Source organism: Duganella sp. 1411, assembly GCF_017833525.1.
In the GTDB taxonomy this organism is placed as follows: domain Bacteria; phylum Pseudomonadota; class Gammaproteobacteria; order Burkholderiales; family Burkholderiaceae_D; genus Rugamonas.
Genome location: NZ_JAFICD010000002.1, coordinates 585,480 through 602,922, shown reverse-complemented (window position 1 = coordinate 602,922; position 17,443 = coordinate 585,480). Strand labels below are relative to the sequence as shown.

The window sequence follows — 17,443 nt, the reverse complement described above, 5'->3', positions numbered from 1 at the left end:
CCATGAATAATTTGTATACGGCCCGGCTTTCGGCTGCGTGTCAAAACAATACTGGATATACTGCGCCGTGATAACTGCCGGGCTTGCACGCGCCGGCGGCGCCATTTCTTTGATCCGGTATTTTGGGGAGTTGCACGCACTATGACTAGTTTTATTTCGAGGCTATACAAGCAAACGCGGGGCTTGCCGACCATCGGTTTGCTGGCGCTGGCGGTGAGCGCGGCGGCCAGCGCCGCCACCACCAGCCTGAATCAGTCGTGGGACTTCTACCGCGACGACGCCAGGACCGCCGATAGCGTCGACAAGGTGCCGGCCGGCGGCTGGTCCAAGGTCGACCTGCCGCACACGGCGCGCCTCGAAGCGAAAATGCCGGTCAACGCCTGGCAGGGCAGCGCGTATTATAAAAAAACGTTCGACGCCACGGTGGCGCCGGGCGAGCAGGCCATCCTGCGCTTCGAAGGCGCGATGAACGTGGCCGACGTCTGGGTCAACGGCAAGCACCTGGGCACGCACCTGGGCGGCTATCTGCCGTTCTCGTACGACGTCACGCCGCACCTGAAGGCCGGCGGCGGCAACGAGCTGGTGGTGCGCATCAATAACGAGGACAACGCCGTCACCGGCCCCAAACCGCTCAAGGACCTGGACTACATCCAGTACGGCGGCATCTACCGCGACGTCACGCTGACCGTCAAGCCGGCCGTGCATATCAGCGACGAGATGCTGTCCAATACCGAGGCGGGCGGCGGCGTGTTCGTCACCTATCCGCAGGTCGATAAAAAAGCCGCCATCGTGCGCGTCAAGGCCGAGGTGTGCAACACCGCCGACGAGGCCCGCACCGCGCAACTGAGCCAGCGCCTGTTGTTCAAGAACGCCCGCGTGGCCGACGGCGCGGACAACATCGAGCTGGCGGCCGGCGAGTGCCGCCACGTCACCCAAGATTTGAAAGTGGCGCGCCCGCAATTGTGGTCGCCGAAGTCGCCGAACCTGTATGCGCTGCAGACGACGGTGTCGAGCAAAGGTGGACAGGACGTGGTCACCACCCGCGCCGGCATCCGCCGCATCGTGCTTGAAAAGGGCAAGCTGCTGGTCAACGGCGAACCGACCTTCCTGCGCGGCGTGAACCGCCACCAGGAATATCCGTACGTCGGCTACGCGCTGTCGCCGCAGGCCAATTACCGCGACGCGCTGCTGATCAAGCGCGCCGGCTTCGATTATGTGCGCCTGTCGCACTACCCGCATTCGCCGGCCTTCATGGCCGCCGCCGATGAACTGGGGCTGATGGTGCTGCCGGGGATTCCGGGCTGGCAGTACTTCAACCCCGATCCGGCGTTCTCCGCGCAAGTGCTGAAAACCTGTAGCGACATGGTGCGGCGCGACCGCAACCACCCCAGCGTGCTGGCGTGGGAATGCTCGCTCAATGAAACGCAGATGCCGGACCAGTTGATCGAAAAGCTGCACAACACCGTGCATCGCGAATATCCGGGCGACCAGGCGTATTCCGCCGGCTGGGTGCCGCAGACTTACGACGTTTATCTGCAGGCGCGCCAGCACCGGCTGGACGACAAGAAGCCTTTGCCGAACAAGGCGCTGATCGTGTCCGAATACGGCGACTGGGAATACTACGCGATGAACGCCGGCTTCAATCAAACGGCGTGGGGCGACCTGAAAGAGGCCGACCGCAGCAGCCGCCAGTTGCTGACCGATGGCGAGAAACGTCTGCTGCAGCAAGCCAAGAACCTGGCCGAGTCGCATGACGACAACTTCAAGACCGGCGCCGTGGCCGATGGTTACTGGGTGATGTTCGACTATGGCCGTGGCTACGCGCCGGACCTGGAATCGTCCGGCGTGATGAGCATCGACCGGCTGCCGAAGTTCTCGGCCGAGTTTTTCCGCTCGCAGCGTAGCGCGCAGGAGAAGTCGGCGCAGTGGGGCGGCGGCCCGATGGTCTTCATCGCCAGCCACTGGACCAGGGACTCGTCGCCGCAGGTGCGCGTGTTCAGCAACACCGACGAGGTCGAGCTGTTCTTGAACGGTAAAAGCCTGGGGCGCGTCAAGAGCGGTCCATCGAAGACGCATCCGAACCTGGCGCATCCGCCGCTGGAATTCGACGCCGGCCAGTTCCAGGCCGGCACGCTCAAAGCGGTGGCTTACCTGAAGGGCCGCAAGGTCGCCGAGCACGTCGTACAAACGCCGTCCGAGCCGGTCAAACTGGGCGTCTCGGCGGACGACCTGGCGGTCAAATCGACCGCTGGCGATGTGGTGTTCATCCGCGCCAGGCTGCTCGATGCGAATGGCACCGTGGTGCCGGAGAGCGGCAAGTCGGTCACCTTCGCCGCAGCCGACGGCTACGAGATCGTCGGCCCGGGCACGGTCACCACCGAGGCCGGCGTAGCCAGCGTGTTGGTGCGCGTGAAGGGCGGCAAGGGTGCGATCAGCGCCGAAGCGGGCGCGCTGCGCGGCAAATTATAAGGCGGTAGAAGCACAGCCACGGAGACACGTAGGGCGGATTAGCGAAGCGTAATCCGCCATGCATGCGCCGCCGGCGACCCCAAGATGGCCGATTACGGCGTTCCGCCTAATCCGCCCTACGCCCCCAGCGCCCTCGGGCCCCCCAGGTTGATGCGGGGGTTCGGAATCGGCGATAGAAGTTCGGTTTCGCGTCCGGCGACGGCCGGCGGGGGCGATAAAGTACCACTCATGGACTGCGGCAATCATGCCGCGGAACGGTAGAAGGAGTGGGTACATGATCAAGGAAATCCGGATTTTGAGCGGGCGCCATCGCGGCGCGGCGCTGCGGCTGGCGGCAGGAAGCTGGCGCATCGGCGCCGACGATACCGCCAGCGTCCATATCAGCGACTGGCGCCACGCGCCGGTGACCTTGACCATCGCCGAGGACGGCCGCATCTGCTGGAGCGGCGCCGACAGCGATACCGCCGTGCCGGTCGCCGAACACCAGACCATCGACTTCGACGACATCGCGCTGAGCATCGGCGACCCCGACCACGTCGCCGTCGCCGCTACTGCGCCGGCCGACGTGGCCGCATCGCCGGTGGCCGAGGCGGCGCCGCAGCCGTCCCGCAACGGCCTGACCCGCTGGCTGGCGCTGGGCGCGGTGGCGGTCCCCGCCGCCATGCTGAGCACCGCGTTGCTGGCGATGCAGCCGGCGCGCACCACCCCGGCGCCGCCGCAACTGGACAGCCTGCGCCGTCAGATGCCGCAGCTGTTGGCGGGCATCGGCCAGGCCGGCTTGCAAGTTAGCGAGCAGGACGGCTTGATCGTGGTGCGCGGCGTGGTGCGCAACAGCGCCGACGCGGCCGCCGTGCGCAATCTGTTGCGGCGCAACGCGCCGGACCAGGCCGTCGCCCACCTGGCGATCGTCAACGACGTGCTCGCCAGTATCACCGAATCGCTGCGCGAGTCCACCCTCAACGCCCGCTACGAAGGCGACGGCCGCTTCGTCGTCACCGGCACCACCCGCGACGGCGCCGTCGTGCGCAAGCATCTGGCGCAGCTGGCCGCCGACCTTGGGCCCGCCGTGCGCCAGCTCGACGCCCGGGTGACCGAGGTGCGCCCCGGCTGGAGCGTGGCCGACAGCGATTCGGCGCTCGACGCCGGCGGCCTGCGCTACGTGCAGTCGCTCGACGGCAGCAAACATTTTCCGGCGCCGGCCCTGGCCGACGCCCACTGACCCTAGGAGAGCGACATGTTTCCATTGCTGACCCCCGATATCGTTACCGACATGGAGCGTTTTCAGGCCTTGCTCGAGGCCGATCCAGGCGACCCGCGCTGCGCGGCGGTGGCCGGCGCGCTCGAACGCAGCGCCGACGCCTTCGCCAACTGGGCCGTCGAGGCGGACCCGATGCTGCGCAAGGACAAGCAGACCCTGTACGCGGGCCTGCTGGCGGCCAGCCAGATTTGCCAGCCGGCCCGGTAGCGAACAGTTTTATCCGTAGTACCCGCAGCACCGTAGTTTTTGTCACACCGCAGTACCCGCAGTCTCGTTGTTTAATCGACTTTAACCATTTCTCACTTTTAAGGAACATCATCATGACATTCGCAAAAGGCAGCGCCCTGGCAGGTACCTCCGCAGAAGCAGTTTCGGCAGCGGCCACCATCTCCGCCGCACAGGCTTCGGCCGCCATCACCATGGCCGCCCAGACCGAGATGGCCAAGATCCAGAACGAGATCGCGCTGAACGAAGCCCTGTGCCACGTGCAGGAAGAGTTGGGCAAGGGCGTAAAGTCGCTGGCGCAATAATGTGTCCGCCGCCGCGCCCAACGGCGCGGCACCGGCGCGGAACGCATGGACCGGCAGGTCGGCGTTCCGCACCATCCTTTGCGACCGGCGCCAGCCGGTTTTTTTACATCCTCTTTTTTGATCGGACCCCATCGTGAGCGCAGCACGCTTTGAAGCCGTCCTCCATGATTTGTGCATCAGCATGGACATCCCGGACGCCGCCGCCGTGCTGGAACACCGCTCGCTCGAGGTGGAAGGCTTCGACGTGCTGGTCGACCATGTGGAGGCCGATCCGAACGCGCTCTATCTCCATTTCAATTACGGCATCGTCAGCAGCGGGCGCACGCTCAAGGCCTTCCGGCTGCTGCTGGAGGCGAACCTGATGATCTACGCCCAGGACCAGGCCCAGCTTGGCATGGACGCGGACACCGGCGGCATCGTCATGATCGTGCGGGTGGAGTTTTGCGACGAGGTCGGCGGCGATTGGCTGACCGAGCTGTTGGCCCATTACGCCGAGCACGGGCGCTACTGGCGCGACAATATCTTCCAGCTGGACGACGACATGTTCGAGCAAGTCGCCAACGGATCGTATCTTTGGATTAAAGCTTAGCGACAGGCTGGCGGCGCGCGCCGGCCAGCAGCACGGCGATCTTGGCCAGCGCCAGGTCGCGTTGACGCGCGGTGCGCGGACGCGCCGCGTTCAGCAGCAGCACCGGCAGGAACAGGTGCAGCTGGCGCAGCGCGGGCGAACTCTGGCCGGTCGCCGGCGGCAGCAGCGCCATCAGGCGTTGCTTGACGGCGGCCAGGGTGCCGGGGCCGGAGGAGGCGCCGCCCTGGCCCAAATAAGCCTGCGTCAGGCGCAGCAGCGAGGCGGTCAGTGGAGGATTCGGCGCCGGGGCGCGCTGCAGCGCATGCAGCGCCAGCAGCGCCTGTTCGAGCCCGTGGGCGCCGGCGGCCGGATCGGCGCGCGTGGCGGCCGGCGCCAGATGCGCGCGCAGCACGGCGTCGATGGCGTCGATGGCGCCGGCGTGGCCGCTATCGTCTTGGCGCCCCGACCGCGGCCCGGCCGGCGTGGCGGCGTGATCGTCGCCGCGCCAGCCGTCGTGCCGCCGTTGCCAGGATTGTTCGCCCGCATTGCCTTGCTGCTGCCTGGCGCCGGCGCGGATCACCGGCCGCTGTTGCGGTTCGGCGCGCGCCTGCGATTCGAGCAGCAGCAATAGTTCTTCGAGCTCGCCGGCGTTGTCGTTCGCCTCGGGCGTGACGGCGCCGCGCTTGTTGCGCGCGCGCAGCCTGGCCAGCAGGGCGGCGATGTGGGCGTTGTTGAGCGGCGCCAGCACCCGGTCCGGCCGCGCGGCCTCCTCGGCGGCGGCCGACAAATGGTGATGGCCGGCGCGGCGGCCGGCCAGGCTGCGCTGGGCGGCCGCCGCGGCGGTCATGGTGGGACGATTGCTGGCCTCGATATCGGCCTGCGCCATCAACTGTTGCAGGTCGCTGGGCCCGGACTGGATTCTCATACGAACAGCGATGCCATCACGCTGCGGGCGAACTGCAGCACCGCCGACGCGCCCCACGGCGCGGCCAGCATCACCGTCACCGAGACGGCCACCAGCTTGATGCTGTGCGAAATGCTGGAATCCTGCAACGACGTGACCGCCTGCAGGAACGAGACCACCAAGCCCACCAGCGCGGCCACCAGCACCGCCGGCAGCGAGATAAGCAGGCACAGCATCATGGCGCTGGACGTCATGCGGGAGATATTGTCAAAGTCCATTTTTTTTGTTCACTTGTAAGTCAGCACCAGGCCGTGGATCAGGGTCGACCAGCCGTCCATGACCACGAACAGCAGCAGTTTGAAGGGAATGGCGACATTGCTCGGCGTGACCTGCGACAGGCCCATCGCCATCAGGATGTTGGCCACCACCAGGTCGATGATGATGAACACCAGATACAGCAAAAAGCCGATCTTGAAGGCGGCCGTCAGCTCGGTCAGCGCGAACGCCGGCGCCAGCACCACCAGGTCGTTCGGTTTGAGCTGGGCCACCTTGTCGGCCGGCCACACCTGCGCGGCCGAGCGCAGGAAGAACGCTTTTTCGCGTTCGTTGGTGTGCTTGAGGAGGAACTGGCGGAACGGGTCGCGCGCGTTGTCGAGCAGCTGCACCACGCCGTTGCCGCCGGTTTCGGCGCCATGGGCCTGCGTCTGCTTCATCGCCTCCATGCCCACCGGCGCCATCACATAGCACGAGACGATGATGGCGATGCCGTTGAGCACGGTGTTGGGCGGCACCTGCTGCACGCCGATGGCGTTGCGCAGCAGGCCCAGCACCACGACGATCTTGGTGTACGAGGTCACCACCATGGCGGCGAACGGCAGCAGCGCCAGCGCGAAGACCGCCAGGATCAGCGAGGCGAAATCAGGCGCCTGGTTCATCGGCGTTCACCATGGCGCTGATTTGAAAGCCGAGCTGCTCGCCGATGACCACCAGCGTGCCGTGGCCGAGCGTCTGGCCGCAGGCGACCATGCGCACGCGGGCGTCGGCCAGCGACAGCGGCAGTTCGAGCACCTGGCCCGGCTGCATCATGCCGATTTGTTGCAGCGGCATGGCCAGGGTGACGATTTCCAAGGTGACGGGCAGTTCCAGCGCGCCGATGTCGGTCGGCGCGTCGGCGGTGGTGGTGTGGTCCATGATTGATGATTCCAGGAAAAGGGTGGGGGTGGCGGCGAGCGTGACGACGCTGCCGGTGATGTCGGCGACGGCGCGGTAATGCAGGCCTTGCGGCGCGCCCCAGCGCAAGGTGACGCCGGGCAGCTCGTGCAGGCCGCCGCTGACGTCGGCGCGCCAGCCCAGCAGCACGTCGCCTTCGCGCAGCGACGACAGCACTTGCGTGCGGCAGCGCCGGGCGGCGAGCACGGCGCCGCCGGCCAGCGGCAGCCCGGCCAGCCAGTCCGGCAGGGGCACGGGCGGACGCGGCGCCGCTTCCAGCGCGGCCACCAGCGCGGCGTCGATGTCGGTCACCACCAGCGTGGTGTCGACGCCGCCGTCGTCGTCGTCGATGCGCAGGCGCAGCGCCAGGCCGCTGGCCAGCGCGTGGTCCATGGCGTCGCCGCTGTCGATCAGCGGCAGCAGCGCCGTCACCGACATGGCCGGCAGGCCCAATGCGTGCAGATCCTCCAGCCACGGCCGCAGCAGGGCGTCGGCCAGCGTGGCGCGCCAGCGGCCGGACGGCGCCAGCGCGGCGCATTCGAGCGCCGGGTGGCCGGCCAGGTCGATCACGCAACTCAGGTCGCCGTGGGCGCTGTGCAGCTGCAGGCTGGCGGGATGGGTCAGGGCGCCGACGCCGGGCGGCGCGGGCAGGGGCGCGAGGACGATGCCCAGCCGCGCCGCCAGCGCGGCGCCGCGGCGCTCGAACAGGCAGCGCGTGAGGCGCGCCAGCGGTGCGGCCAGCGACGCCAGACGCGCCCGCAACGGCTGGATGGATTTGCTATCTCGGGGCATGACGGTTCCTGGTTGTCGCTGCCGGCGTCACCAGCAGACGATGTCCACTTCGATTTGCGCCGGCAGCAGGGTGCTCAGACGTTGCTGTAGTTCCTTGCTGTTGTCTAAGATTACCCGCCGGGAGTCCGGCTCGGCGGTCTCAAACCGAAGCGATAGGCGACAGGACGAAAGCGTCAGGTGCAGCCGGGTGGCCGGCAGCAGCGCCGGGTCGATGGCGATTTGCAGTTGCCAGCCGCCGCTGTAGAGGATGCCGGGGCCGTTGCAGAATTGAGCGATGATGGCGGCCAGGCGGGCGTTGCGCAGGTTGGCTTGTTCGTCGCGGGCGCAGGCGCGGGCGATGCGGGTGGAGAGGGTGGCCGTGGGCGTTGCCGGCGGCAGATACGGCTCGGCCGGGTCGGGGTGGTGGGCGTTGTCCTCGGCCGCTGGCGGCTCCTGGCGGATTACGGCGTGCCGCCTAATCCGCCCTACGTGGAACTCGGGGGCTTCGGCCTCCGCGGGCGGCAGTGGCTCAGGTTCGGTGTAGCTGTTTTTGAATTGCTGGCGCAGCGCGCGCTGGCGGTTTGCGCTTGTCGGGGCGGGTTCATTGCGCGGCAGCAGGCGCACCGGCTGCGGCGGGGTGGATTTGATCGGCATTTTTTATAGCACCAGCTTGCCCAGCGGCTGCAGGTCGACGTCGCCGCCCAGCTCCTGGAACGAGTACACGTTCAACCAGCCCAGCTTGTGCTCGATCATGCGCCGCACGTAGCGCCGGATGTCCATCGACGTCACCACCGCCAGCAGCGGCGCCGGCGCCGGTCCGGCGATCTGCTCGATGCGCGTGATGATCGCTTGCACCTGGTCCGGCGGCAAGGTCAGGTAGTTGCCGGCCGGCGTGGCCTTGATCGACTGGCGGATCAGCTGTTCGACGCTGGCGTCGAGCAGGATGGCCGGCAGCTTGCGCTGGCCGGCGGTGGCGCGGTGCGCGATGAAGCGGCCCAGGTCGCCGCGCACGTATTCGCTCAGGGTCAGGATGTCCTTTTCCTTCGGGCCCCAGGCCACCAGGCTTTCGAGGATGGCGCGCATGTTGCGGATCGGGATTTGTTCCTCCAGCAGGCGCCGCAGCACGTCGGCGATGCGCTGCGTCGGCAGCGCCTTCTTGACCTCTTCCACCAGCCCGGGATAGTCGGCGCCGACCCGTTCCAGCAGCCATTGCGTCTCCTGCAGGCCGACGAACAGCTGCACGTGCGAGCGCAGCGTGTCCACCGTGTGCGCGACGATGGCGTCCTCGAGCGCGCCGGCGGCGCCCGGTTCCAGCGTCTGCGCCGGCATCGGCACGTCCTGCAGCGCCAGCTCGTACGACAGCCCGGCCAGCGCCGCGCTTTTCCACATCGCCACGCCGGGGAAGGGCAGGCCCAGTTCCTCGACCAGGCGCAGCCGGGCGGCGTCGAAGGCGCCGTTGAGAACGCCGGCGTCGAGCAGCGCGGCCAGCGCGGGCGACAGCCGCACCGCGATCTGCGGCGAGAAGTCCGGCGCCTTGTCGGCGATGGTCGGCATGCCCTGCTTGTCGTCGGGGCCGGCCAGGCGCTTGAGCGCGGGCATTTCGACGCCGTCGCCGCCGGCCGCTTTTTCGCGCCGGCGCAGCACCAGGCCGGCTGCGCCGACCGCGCCCGCCAGCAGCAGGAACATGGCCGACGGGAAGCCGGGCACGAAGGCGAACGCGCACAGCAGCGCGCTGGCGGTGTACAGCGCGCGGGCGTTGCCGGTCAGCTGGCGGGCGATCTCGGCGCCGAGCGATTGTTCGCCCTCGCCGTGCTCGTCGGCCACGCGGGTGATCATGATGCCGGCCGCCACCGAGATCAGCAGCGACGGGATCTGCGACACCATGGCGTCGCCCACCGACAGCACGGCGAAGCGGTTGGCGGCGTCGCCGGCGCTCATGCCGTGGTAGGTGACGCCGACCACGATGCCGGCCAGGATGTTGACCATGGTGATGATCAGGCCGGCGATGGCGTCGCCCTTGACGAACTTCATGGCGCCGTCCATGCCGCCGTGCAGCTGGCTCTCGGTGGCCAGCATGGCGCGCTTCTTGCGCGCGGCGTCGGGCGTGAGGTTGCCGGCGCGCAGGTCGGCGTCGATGCTCATCTGCTTGCCCGGCATGGCGTCGAGCGTGAAGCGCGCGCCCACCTCGGCCACCCGCTCCGAACCCTTGGCGATGACGATGAACTGCACCGTGGCGATGATCAGGAACACCACCAGGCCCACCACCAGGTTGCCGCCGACCACCAACTGGCCGAAGCTTTCGATGATGTGGCCGGCATCGGCGTGCAGCAGGATCGACTTGGTCGAGGCGATGTTGAGCGAGAGCCGGAACATCGTGGTAAACAGCAGCAAGGTCGGGAACGACGAGAACGACACGGCGCTGGGAATGTACATCGTCATCATCAGCAGGATCACGGAGATGGCGATGTTGAGCGCCAACAGCGAGTCGATGGCGAAGGTCGGCAGCGGCAGGATCATCAGCGCGATGACGGCCACCACCACGGCGGCGATAGCGACTTCGCCGCCCACGTCCATTTTTTTCAGAGCGATCATAGTGGTTCCACCAGGTGTGAGGATGCCGGCGGCAGGGCGCCGCCGGCGGGGGTGCCGCCGGGGTTGCCGGCGGGGTTGCCAATATCGCGCACCCATTTGAGGATCACGGCGACGGTCTCGAACAGCGCCTCGGGAATGGCGGCGTCGAGCGGCACCGTGTACAGCGCCCGCGCCAGCGGCGGGTTGCCGATGATGGGGATGGACATCTGCTGGGCCAGCCGCCGGATCTCCAGCGCCTGGTCGTCGAGGCCCTTGGCCACCACCTGCGGCAGGCCGAAGCCGTGCGGGTCGTAGCTCAGCGCCACCGCGTAGTGGGTCGGGTTGACGATCACCGCCTGCGCCTTGCGCAACTGGTCGCGCCCGACCGGCGCCGGGCCGGTGGCGATTTCCCGCGCCACGGCCTTGCGCTGGCCCTTGAGGTGCGGGTCGCCCTCGGATTCCTTGTGCTCGCGCTTGACCTCGTCCTTGCTCATGCGCTGGTCGCGCAGGAACAGCCAGCGCTGGATGCCGAAGTCGACCGCGCCGATCAGCAGGAACAGCGTGCCGCCCACCAGCAGGAAGCGGTTGAGCACCTGCCACGCCAGCTGCGCGATGTCGAGCGCCGGCTGGTAGACCACGCCGATGATCAGCGGCGCCAGCAAGGTCAGCGTCTTCCACATGACCAGGCCGATCAGCACGGCCTTGACCGTCATCTTGCCCAGGTCGATCATCGAGCGCATCGAGAAGATCCGGGTCAGGCCGGCGCCGGGGTTGACGGCGTCGAACTTCAGCTCGACCGGTTTCATCGACAAGTTGATGCCGGTCTGCATCAAGGTGCCCAGCACCGCCGCCAGCACGCTCACCGCCAGGAACGGCGCCAGCAGCGCCAGCGCGTCCAGGCCGATGCGGCGCGCGTACAGCAGCAGGTCGGCGTCCGGACGGCTGATGGCGCCGATCTCGAGCGCGCTGGCCAGCACCGCGCGCAACCGCTCGGCCAAGGTCGGGCCGGCCATGACCATCAGCGCGGCGTTCGACAGCAGCACCGCCGCGCTGACGACGTCGGTGCTTTTCGGCGATTTGCCGTCGCGCTTGGCGTCCTCCAGTTTCTTTTCACTGGGTTTTTCGGTTTTTTCGTCTGACATGGCGCCGTCGAAGGAGGGTGGAGGGGAGGTCCGGGCCGATTGTCGGCTGCCCGGCGGGCGGCGGCGCGGCGCCAAACGAAGCGCGGACGCCGGCGCCGAAGCGCGGACGCTGGCTTCGTTTGCCGGCGCGGCGGTTCGCTTTCGCGCCGGACCGGGCCGCCGCGCCCGGCTATCGTTGCCGTCAGACGTAGTGGAAGTAGCTCCCGACGACCTAACACACCAGGAAACATCATGAACGACTACAGCAAATGCGACAGGACGGTGATCACCGGCTTGATCGAGATACTGATGACCGGCATCAACCAGGGCAAGCTGGCCGAGGCCGACGCGCTGCTGGCCGCGCTGCGCGTGTTGCGGCCGCAGTTCCGCGAGCTGGACACCTTCGACGCCTGGCTGTTCATCAAGCGCCGCCAATATGTCGAGGCGACCCAGGTGCTGCGCACCTTGCACAATGGCAGCTCCGAGCTACAGAACCTGCCGATTTGCACCGCGCTGCACGCTTGCTGCCTGTACGCGTCGGGCGATCCGGCCTGGCGCATCAGCGCCAACGAAGTGTTGACGCGCAACGAGGACCCGGACGCCGTGGCGCTGGTCAACCTGATGCTCGGCAAGCCGGCCGGGGAGGAGGACGCCGCCGAAACGGCGCCGCCGCCGGTCATGGACGATGCGGCGGCCTCGTCGCATCATTATTACCTGCGCGCCTGAGGAGACCGCGATGATCGCCGCCATTCCCCCGATTCCCCCCGTCGCCCCGGCCGCCGGCGCCACCGGCGTCGCCGCCACCACAGCCACCGCCGCGCCGGTGGCGCCGCCCGAGCCGGCGCTGGTCGACCGCTTCACCGCGCTGATGCGCGAGGTCGGCCACGGCCCGGCCGGCCGCGTCCATTCGCACGGCCCGTCGCAGCTGCACCGCATGATCGACGACCAGGACCTGGCCGCCAAGGCCACCTTCGACAACGTCCATGCGCTGTCGATTAGCGGCCTGGGCAGCGGTCCGGAGGCGGCCGCGACCATCATGCAGATGCAAAGCGAGATGGCGATGCTGTCGTTCAAGCTCAACATGGTCAACACCGTGGCCGAATCCGGCAAATCGGCGGTCCAGACGCTGATGAAAAACCAATAACCCATGAGCGGCACGTACCGGGAGTTTGATGTGAAACGTCATCTGCAACGAGGCAAGGCCATCGCGCTCGCGCTGTGCCTGGCGGCGGCCTTGTCCGGCTGCGGCAAGCAACTGTTCGCGCAACTGAGCGAGGTCGACGCCAACGACATGCTGACGGTGCTGCTGCAGGCCGATATCGACGCCGCCAAAAGCTCGCCGGACGACGGCAAGAGCTGGGTCATCACCGTGGACGAGGACGATTTCGCCCGCGCCATGGAGGCGCTGCACGCGCACGGCCTGCCGCACGCCAAATACACCAACCTGGGCGAGATGTTCAAGAAGGACGGCCTGATCTCGACCCCGACCGAGGAGCGGGTGCGCTTCATCTTCGGCGTCTCGCAGGAGCTGTCGCGCACGCTCAACGACATCGACGGCGTGGCGCTGGCCCACGTCGAGATCGCGCTGCCCAACAACGACCCGCTGTCGAGCGTGGTCAAGCCGCCCAGCGCGTCGGTGTTCATCAAATACCGCGCCAACACCGACGTCGCCTCGCTGGTGCCGAGCATCAAGAACCTGGTGGTGCACAGCGTCGAAGGGCTCAGCTATGAAAACGTCAGCGTGGTGATGGTGCCCGGCGCCAGCCCGGCGCCGCTCGGCGCCAGGCCGCAACGGCTGCCGCGCGGCCTGCTGTGGGGCGGCGGCGCCGCGCTCGCGGTCGGCCTGCTGGCGCTGGCGGCCGTGCTGCTGCGCCGGCGCGGCATCGCGCTGCCCGGGCAACTGGCGGCGACGCGCTGGCTGGCGTCGCGCCGCGCCGGTCCGCGCGGAGTGGCCTGATGGCGGCCGCACTGGCATCCGCGGAGGCAAAGGGCGACGGCGCGGCGATGCTGCACGTCGACCAGCTGGCGCCGCTGCTGCTGTCCTACCAGGGCCGGCTGATGCGGCTGGCCGACGATGTCGATGCCAGCTGGCTGCGGCGCATGGAGCGCGAGGAGGGCCTGCCGGCCATCGCGGCCACCGACTCGCTGGCGCGGCGCAGCGCCGCAGTGCGCGCGCGTTTGCGCCTGCCGGTGGTGGCGCCGGACAGCTTCACGCCGCCGGCGCACCGGCTGGCGGCGCTGGACAAGCCGTCGCTGCTGCTGGTGCTGGCCGTGCGGGCGCTGTTCGCGCACCGGGTCGCGTTGAGCCTGTGCGTCGACGGCGCCGTGTTGGCGCGGCTGCGCACGCTGGTCGGCGCGCCGGCGCTGTCGGCCCTGCGCGCGGCCGGCTGTGCCGACGCGGCCGACGGCCCCCCGTGCGCGCCGCTGCCCGCGCACCCCGACTTGACGGCGTGGGCGATCGAAGGCTACTGCCACTTCGAGCGCGACGCCGTCTGGCGCAACCCCAGCCTGCGCCGGCTGGTCGAGCTGGCCCTGCCTGCCACCGCCACCGCCAGCGCCGAACGGACGGAGGCGGCGGCCACCAACGACAGCGACGCGCTGCTGGCGCTGTTACCCACATTGTTTCCGGAGTTGACATGGTTATTTGGCTGAGAGGCGACAACAGCCCGCTGGGCCTGGGCGCCGACGTGGTGCGGCGTGAGCAACTGGCGCGGGTGATCGAGCTCGACGAGGGCTGGCAGGCGATCGAACAGCGCGGCGCCGCCTTGCTCGACGAGGCCCGCGCGCGCGCCGCCGCCATCGTCGTCGCCGCCGAGCAGCGCGCCGCCGCCATCACCGCCGACGCCGAACGGCGCGCCGCCAGCAGCGCGCGCCTGGGCTACGCCGCCGGCCGCCAGCAGGCGCTCGACGAGCACCACGCGCGGATGCAGGCCTGCGCGCGCGACGACCGCGCCGCGCTGATGGCGATGCGCGAACGCTTGACCGACATCGTCTACCAGGCCGTGCAGCGCTTGCTGGCCTGCACCGCGCGCGACGGCCTGTTCCAGCGCGCCGCCGAGATGGTCGGCGCTGAGCTCGATCAGGCGTCCTTCCTGACGGTGACGGTGCACCCGGACGACGCCTACAAGGTGCGCCAGCTGTTCGCCGAGGCCGGCTCCGGCTTGCGCCCGACCATCGTCGAGGATGCCGGCGCCGGCGTCGGCGCCTGCCTGTGCGAATGGGATTCCGGCATGCTCGACGCCGGCCTGCCGGCGCAGCTGGCGGCGCTGCGCAAGTCGCTGCGCCAGGCGCTCGAGGACGCCGCAATCGATGTCCCGGACGCCGCCGGGGAGCGGGCATGAAGCACGCGCCGCTGATCGCGCTGGCCGACGCCATCGGCGCGGCCATCGCCGTCCAGCCCACCCACAGCGCGGTCGGCAAGGTGGTCGAGGTCACCGGCACCCTGCTGCGCGTGGGCGGCCTGGCCGTCAAGCTCGGCGAGCTGTGCGAGCTGCGCCAGGCCGACGGCAGCGTGTTGCAGCGCGCCGAGGTGGTCGGCTTCAACCGGCGCCAGGCGATCCTGGCGCCGTTCGGCAGCATCGAGGGCCTGTCGCGCCAGACCCGCGTGAGCGGCCAGGGCCGGCCGCTGTCGATCCAGGTCGGCCCCGGCCTGCTGGGACGCGTGGTCGACGGCCTGGGCGAGCCGATCGACGGCGCCGGGCCGCTGCGTTGCGACGAGCTGGCCAGCATCCACGCGCCGGCCCCCAACCCGATGACGCGGCGCCTGGTCGACACGCCGCTGCCGACCGGCGTGCGGGTCATCGACGCCCTCACCACCTTGGGCGAGGGCCAGCGCATGGGCGTGTTCGCGCCGGCCGGCGTCGGCAAGAGCACCTTGCTCGGCATGCTGGCGCGCGGCACCGCCGCCGACGTCAACGTGATCGTGCTGATCGGCGAGCGCGGGCGCGAGGTGCGCGAATTCATCGAACTGGTGCTGGGCCCGGCGGGCATGGCGCGCACGGTGGTGGTGTGCGCGACGTCGGACCGCTCGGCGATCGAGCGCGCCAAGGCGGCCCAGACCGGCACGGCGATCGCCGAGTATTTCCGCGACCGCGGCCTGCGGGTGCTGCTGATGATGGATTCGCTGACCCGTTTCGCCCGCGCCCAGCGCGAGATCGGCCTGGCCGCCGGCGAGCCGCCGACCCGGCGCGGCTTTCCGCCGTCGGTGTTCGCCGAGCTGCCGCGCCTGCTGGAGCGGGCCGGCATGGGCGAGCGCGGCTCGATCACGGCGCTGTACACGGTGCTGGCCGAGGACGACAGCGGCAGCGACCCGGTCACCGAGGAGGTGCGCGGCATCCTCGACGGCCACCTGGTGCTGTCGCGCACCATCGCCGCCCGCAACCAGTATCCGGCGATCGACGTGCTGGGCAGCCTGAGCCGCGTGATGAGCCAGATCGTCGATCCCGAGCACCGCGCCCAGGCCGGCCGGCTGCGGCGCCTGATGGCCAAGTACGACGAAGTCGAGCCGCTGCTGCAGATCGGCGAGTACCAGGCCGGCGCCGACCCGCTGGCCGACGAGGCCATCGCCCGCCACGACGAGATCCACGCCTTCCTGTGCCAGGAGACCGACGAGTGCGCCGATCCGGGCGACACCTTGGCGCGGCTGGCCGGGGCGGCCCGGTGAGGCCGGCCGCGCTGCGCGCCTGGCGCACCCTGCGCGACGTCAAGACGCGCGCCATCGAGCGCCTCGAGCGCACGCTGACGGCGCGCCGCGCCGCGCTGGAGGCGGCCGGCGCGGCGGCCCGCCAGCGCGACGCCGAGGCCGGCGCCTGCGAGGCGGCGCTGGCCGCCCACGCCGGCCGCCTCGACGCGCTGCTGGCCGGCGGCGCGCCGCTGACGCCCCGGCTGTACCTGGAACACGACGCCTGGCGCGCCCGCCTGGCGGGCGAACTGGCAACAGCGATTGCCGCCCAGCAAGCCGCGCAGGCTATAATCGCCGACAAACGGCGTGAACTGGCGCAGACCCGGCGCGAGATCGGCGCCGCCACGGCGCGGCGCGACGGCATCGTCGAGCGCCTGGCCGGCGCCGCCCGCGCCGCCGACGCCGCGCAGCAGGACGCGCAAGACGACGAGGCGGCCGACACCGGGCTGGCGCGGCTGCTGGCGCGGCGCGCGGCCGAGGCGCGCGCCGCCGCCGCCGAGGCCGAAGTCGAGAACAGGCGGGCGGCGTGAACGTCGACGGCGCGCTGGGCGCACTGTGGTCCGGCCACGACGGCCTGCTGGCGCTGCTGATGCTGCTGGCCCTGTGCAGCATCCGCATCCTGGTGGTGTTCGTGGTGCTGCCGGCGGCGTCGGACCAGGTGTTGCCGGGCGGCGTGCGCAACGGCGTGGTGTACGCCATCAGCCTGTTCATCGCGGCCGGCCAGCCGGCCGACACGCTGGGCCGGCTCGACGGCATGACGATGGCGATCATTGTCGGCAAGGAAATGTTTATCGGGCTGGTGATCGGCTATACGGCCTCGTCGGTATTTTGGATAGCGCAAAGCGTGGGAGTGATCATCGATAATATGGCCGGCTTCAACAATATTCAGACCAGCAACCCGCTGCGCGGCGAGCAGAGCACGCCCATCTCGAACGTGCTGATCCAGATGGCCATCGTGCTGTTCTATGTCTCCGGCGGCATGCTGTTTCTGCTGGGCGCGCTGTTCGAATCGTTCCGCTGGTGGCCGCTGACGGCCACCCTGCCGTCGCTCGACGCCATGACGCAAAGCTTCCTGATCGGCCGGGTCGACACCATCGCCAGCGCCACCGTCAAGCTGGCCGCGCCGGTGATGCTGGTGCTGGTGCTGGTCGACCTGGCCTTCGGGCTGGTGGCCAAGGCCGCCGACAAGCTCGAGCCGACCTCGCTGAGCCAGCCGGTGCGCGGCGCCATCGCGCTGTTGATGCTGGTGCTGCTGACCGGCTCGCTGGTGGAGCAGGTCAAGACCGAATTCACGTTCGCCAATTTCCAGGCCCTGGTCCAGCGCGGCACGCTGGGCGCGGCCAGCCCGGCGCCGCGCTAGG

The 17,443-nt window shown here is 69.3% G+C and carries 20 protein-coding genes; 13 read left to right on the top strand and 7 right to left on the bottom strand.

The features are described 5' to 3' along the window. Window positions 1-141 precede the first annotated feature (141 nt). From JOD97_RS14245 to JOD97_RS14225, 5 genes are all read left to right on the top strand, one after another. Window positions 142-2,469, top strand: coding sequence for a glycoside hydrolase family 2 TIM barrel-domain containing protein (locus tag JOD97_RS14245; protein WP_209718737.1), 2,328 nt, complete (start codon window positions 142-144; stop codon window positions 2,467-2,469). A 274-nt stretch (window positions 2,470-2,743) separates the two neighbouring features. After that, complete coding sequence (locus tag JOD97_RS14240; protein WP_209718734.1) at window positions 2,744-3,688, top strand: hypothetical protein; 945 nt, start codon at window positions 2,744-2,746, stop codon at window positions 3,686-3,688. A 15-nt stretch (window positions 3,689-3,703) separates the two neighbouring features. Further along, on the top strand, window positions 3,704-3,934 hold the full coding sequence (locus tag JOD97_RS14235; RefSeq protein ID WP_209718731.1) for a hypothetical protein: 231 nt from the start codon (window positions 3,704-3,706) through the stop codon (window positions 3,932-3,934). 113 nt (window positions 3,935-4,047) lie between these two features. Next, window positions 4,048-4,257, top strand: a complete 210-nt coding sequence (locus JOD97_RS14230; RefSeq protein ID WP_209718728.1) for a hypothetical protein — start codon at window positions 4,048-4,050, stop codon at window positions 4,255-4,257. A 133-nt stretch (window positions 4,258-4,390) separates the two neighbouring features. Continuing rightward, complete coding sequence (locus JOD97_RS14225) at window positions 4,391-4,846, top strand: CesT family type III secretion system chaperone (RefSeq protein ID WP_209718724.1); 456 nt, start codon at window positions 4,391-4,393, stop codon at window positions 4,844-4,846. Here JOD97_RS14225 and JOD97_RS14220 read toward each other — a convergent pair. The 7 genes from JOD97_RS14220 to sctU are packed head-to-tail and all read right to left on the bottom strand — an operon-like array spanning window position 4,836 to window position 11,422. Next, a complete protein-coding gene (locus JOD97_RS14220) occupies window positions 4,836-5,750 on the bottom strand; it encodes a hypothetical protein (RefSeq protein ID WP_209718722.1) in 915 nt (304 codons plus the stop codon). The two genes, JOD97_RS14225 and JOD97_RS14220, sit on opposite strands and share 11 nt — an antisense overlap. Beyond that, window positions 5,747-6,007: a type III secretion system export apparatus subunit SctS gene (sctS, locus tag JOD97_RS14215; RefSeq protein ID WP_209718720.1), complete on the bottom strand. Its 261-nt coding sequence runs from the start codon at window positions 6,005-6,007 to the stop codon at window positions 5,747-5,749. The genes JOD97_RS14220 and sctS overlap by 4 nt, the downstream gene beginning before the upstream one ends. A gap of 9 nt (window positions 6,008-6,016) precedes the next feature. Next, complete coding sequence (gene sctR / locus JOD97_RS14210) at window positions 6,017-6,664, bottom strand: type III secretion system export apparatus subunit SctR (protein WP_209718718.1); 648 nt, start codon at window positions 6,662-6,664, stop codon at window positions 6,017-6,019. Further along, the gene (sctQ, locus tag JOD97_RS14205; RefSeq protein ID WP_209718716.1) at window positions 6,648-7,730 is read right to left on the bottom strand and encodes a type III secretion system cytoplasmic ring protein SctQ; all 1,083 of its coding nucleotides are present in this window, start codon (window positions 7,728-7,730) and stop codon (window positions 6,648-6,650) included. The genes sctR and sctQ overlap by 17 nt, the downstream gene beginning before the upstream one ends. A 27-nt stretch (window positions 7,731-7,757) precedes the next feature. Next, window positions 7,758-8,363, bottom strand: a complete 606-nt coding sequence (gene sctP, locus JOD97_RS14200; protein ID WP_209718714.1) for a type III secretion system protein SctP — start codon at window positions 8,361-8,363, stop codon at window positions 7,758-7,760. Between the two features lie 3 nt (window positions 8,364-8,366). Beyond that, on the bottom strand, window positions 8,367-10,298 hold the full coding sequence (locus tag JOD97_RS14195) for an FHIPEP family type III secretion protein (RefSeq protein WP_209720407.1): 1,932 nt from the start codon (window positions 10,296-10,298) through the stop codon (window positions 8,367-8,369). Further along, on the bottom strand, window positions 10,298-11,422 hold the full coding sequence (gene sctU, locus JOD97_RS14190; RefSeq protein WP_209718712.1) for a type III secretion system export apparatus subunit SctU: 1,125 nt from the start codon (window positions 11,420-11,422) through the stop codon (window positions 10,298-10,300). Before sctU ends, JOD97_RS14195 begins: the two co-directional genes overlap by 1 nt. A 231-nt stretch (window positions 11,423-11,653) precedes the next feature. Between sctU and JOD97_RS14185 the strand changes: the two genes are divergently transcribed. The 8 genes from JOD97_RS14185 to sctT are packed head-to-tail and all read left to right on the top strand — an operon-like array spanning window position 11,654 to window position 17,442. Beyond that, entirely contained in the window at window positions 11,654-12,127 is a 474-nt protein-coding gene (locus JOD97_RS14185) for an HrpB1 family type III secretion system apparatus protein (RefSeq protein WP_209718710.1), read from the top strand. Between the two features lie 10 nt (window positions 12,128-12,137). Next, window positions 12,138-12,545 (top strand): hypothetical protein, encoded by a 408-nt coding sequence (locus JOD97_RS14180; protein WP_209718708.1) that lies wholly within the window; start codon window positions 12,138-12,140, stop codon window positions 12,543-12,545. 30 nt (window positions 12,546-12,575) lie between these two features. Further along, entirely contained in the window at window positions 12,576-13,358 is a 783-nt protein-coding gene (gene sctJ, locus JOD97_RS14175) for a type III secretion system inner membrane ring lipoprotein SctJ (protein ID WP_373999857.1), read from the top strand. Further along, window positions 13,358-14,053 carry a type III secretion protein HrpB4 gene (locus JOD97_RS14170; RefSeq protein WP_209718706.1) on the top strand — a complete coding sequence of 232 codons (696 nt, stop codon included), beginning with the start codon at window positions 13,358-13,360 and terminating at the stop codon, window positions 14,051-14,053. The genes sctJ and JOD97_RS14170 overlap by 1 nt, the downstream gene beginning before the upstream one ends. Beyond that, window positions 14,038-14,742 carry a type III secretion system stator protein SctL gene (gene sctL / locus JOD97_RS14165; protein WP_209718705.1) on the top strand — a complete coding sequence of 235 codons (705 nt, stop codon included), beginning with the start codon at window positions 14,038-14,040 and terminating at the stop codon, window positions 14,740-14,742. The genes JOD97_RS14170 and sctL overlap by 16 nt, the downstream gene beginning before the upstream one ends. Then, window positions 14,739-16,064, top strand: a complete 1,326-nt coding sequence (gene sctN, locus JOD97_RS14160; RefSeq protein ID WP_209718704.1) for a type III secretion system ATPase SctN — start codon at window positions 14,739-14,741, stop codon at window positions 16,062-16,064. The genes sctL and sctN overlap by 4 nt, the downstream gene beginning before the upstream one ends. Next, complete coding sequence (locus JOD97_RS14155) at window positions 16,061-16,612, top strand: hypothetical protein (RefSeq protein WP_209718703.1); 552 nt, start codon at window positions 16,061-16,063, stop codon at window positions 16,610-16,612. The genes sctN and JOD97_RS14155 overlap by 4 nt, the downstream gene beginning before the upstream one ends. Then, complete coding sequence (gene sctT, locus JOD97_RS14150) at window positions 16,609-17,442, top strand: type III secretion system export apparatus subunit SctT (RefSeq protein WP_373999856.1); 834 nt, start codon at window positions 16,609-16,611, stop codon at window positions 17,440-17,442. Before JOD97_RS14155 ends, sctT begins: the two co-directional genes overlap by 4 nt. The last annotated feature ends 1 nt before the right edge of the window (window position 17,443 follow it).

Coding starts and splice junctions, on each gene's coding strand:
- JOD97_RS14245 (WP_209718737.1), top strand. CDS start 142: ATGACTAGTTTTATTTCGAGGCTATACAAGCAAACGCGGGGCTTGCCG.
- JOD97_RS14240 (WP_209718734.1), top strand. CDS start 2,744: ATGATCAAGGAAATCCGGATTTTGAGCGGGCGCCATCGCGGCGCGGCG.
- JOD97_RS14235 (WP_209718731.1), top strand. CDS start 3,704: ATGTTTCCATTGCTGACCCCCGATATCGTTACCGACATGGAGCGTTTT.
- JOD97_RS14230 (WP_209718728.1), top strand. CDS start 4,048: ATGACATTCGCAAAAGGCAGCGCCCTGGCAGGTACCTCCGCAGAAGCA.
- JOD97_RS14220 (WP_209718722.1), bottom strand. CDS start 5,750: ATGAGAATCCAGTCCGGGCCCAGCGACCTGCAACAGTTGATGGCGCAG.
- sctS (WP_209718720.1), bottom strand. CDS start 6,007: ATGGACTTTGACAATATCTCCCGCATGACGTCCAGCGCCATGATGCTG.
- sctR (WP_209718718.1), bottom strand. CDS start 6,664: ATGAACCAGGCGCCTGATTTCGCCTCGCTGATCCTGGCGGTCTTCGCG.
- sctQ (WP_209718716.1), bottom strand. CDS start 7,730: ATGCCCCGAGATAGCAAATCCATCCAGCCGTTGCGGGCGCGTCTGGCG.
- sctP (WP_209718714.1), bottom strand. CDS start 8,363: ATGCCGATCAAATCCACCCCGCCGCAGCCGGTGCGCCTGCTGCCGCGC.
- sctU (WP_209718712.1), bottom strand. CDS start 11,422: ATGTCAGACGAAAAAACCGAAAAACCCAGTGAAAAGAAACTGGAGGAC.
- JOD97_RS14185 (WP_209718710.1), top strand. CDS start 11,654: ATGAACGACTACAGCAAATGCGACAGGACGGTGATCACCGGCTTGATC.
- JOD97_RS14180 (WP_209718708.1), top strand. CDS start 12,138: ATGATCGCCGCCATTCCCCCGATTCCCCCCGTCGCCCCGGCCGCCGGC.
- JOD97_RS14170 (WP_209718706.1), top strand. CDS start 13,358: ATGGCGGCCGCACTGGCATCCGCGGAGGCAAAGGGCGACGGCGCGGCG.
- sctL (WP_209718705.1), top strand. CDS start 14,038: ATGGTTATTTGGCTGAGAGGCGACAACAGCCCGCTGGGCCTGGGCGCC.
- sctN (WP_209718704.1), top strand. CDS start 14,739: ATGAAGCACGCGCCGCTGATCGCGCTGGCCGACGCCATCGGCGCGGCC.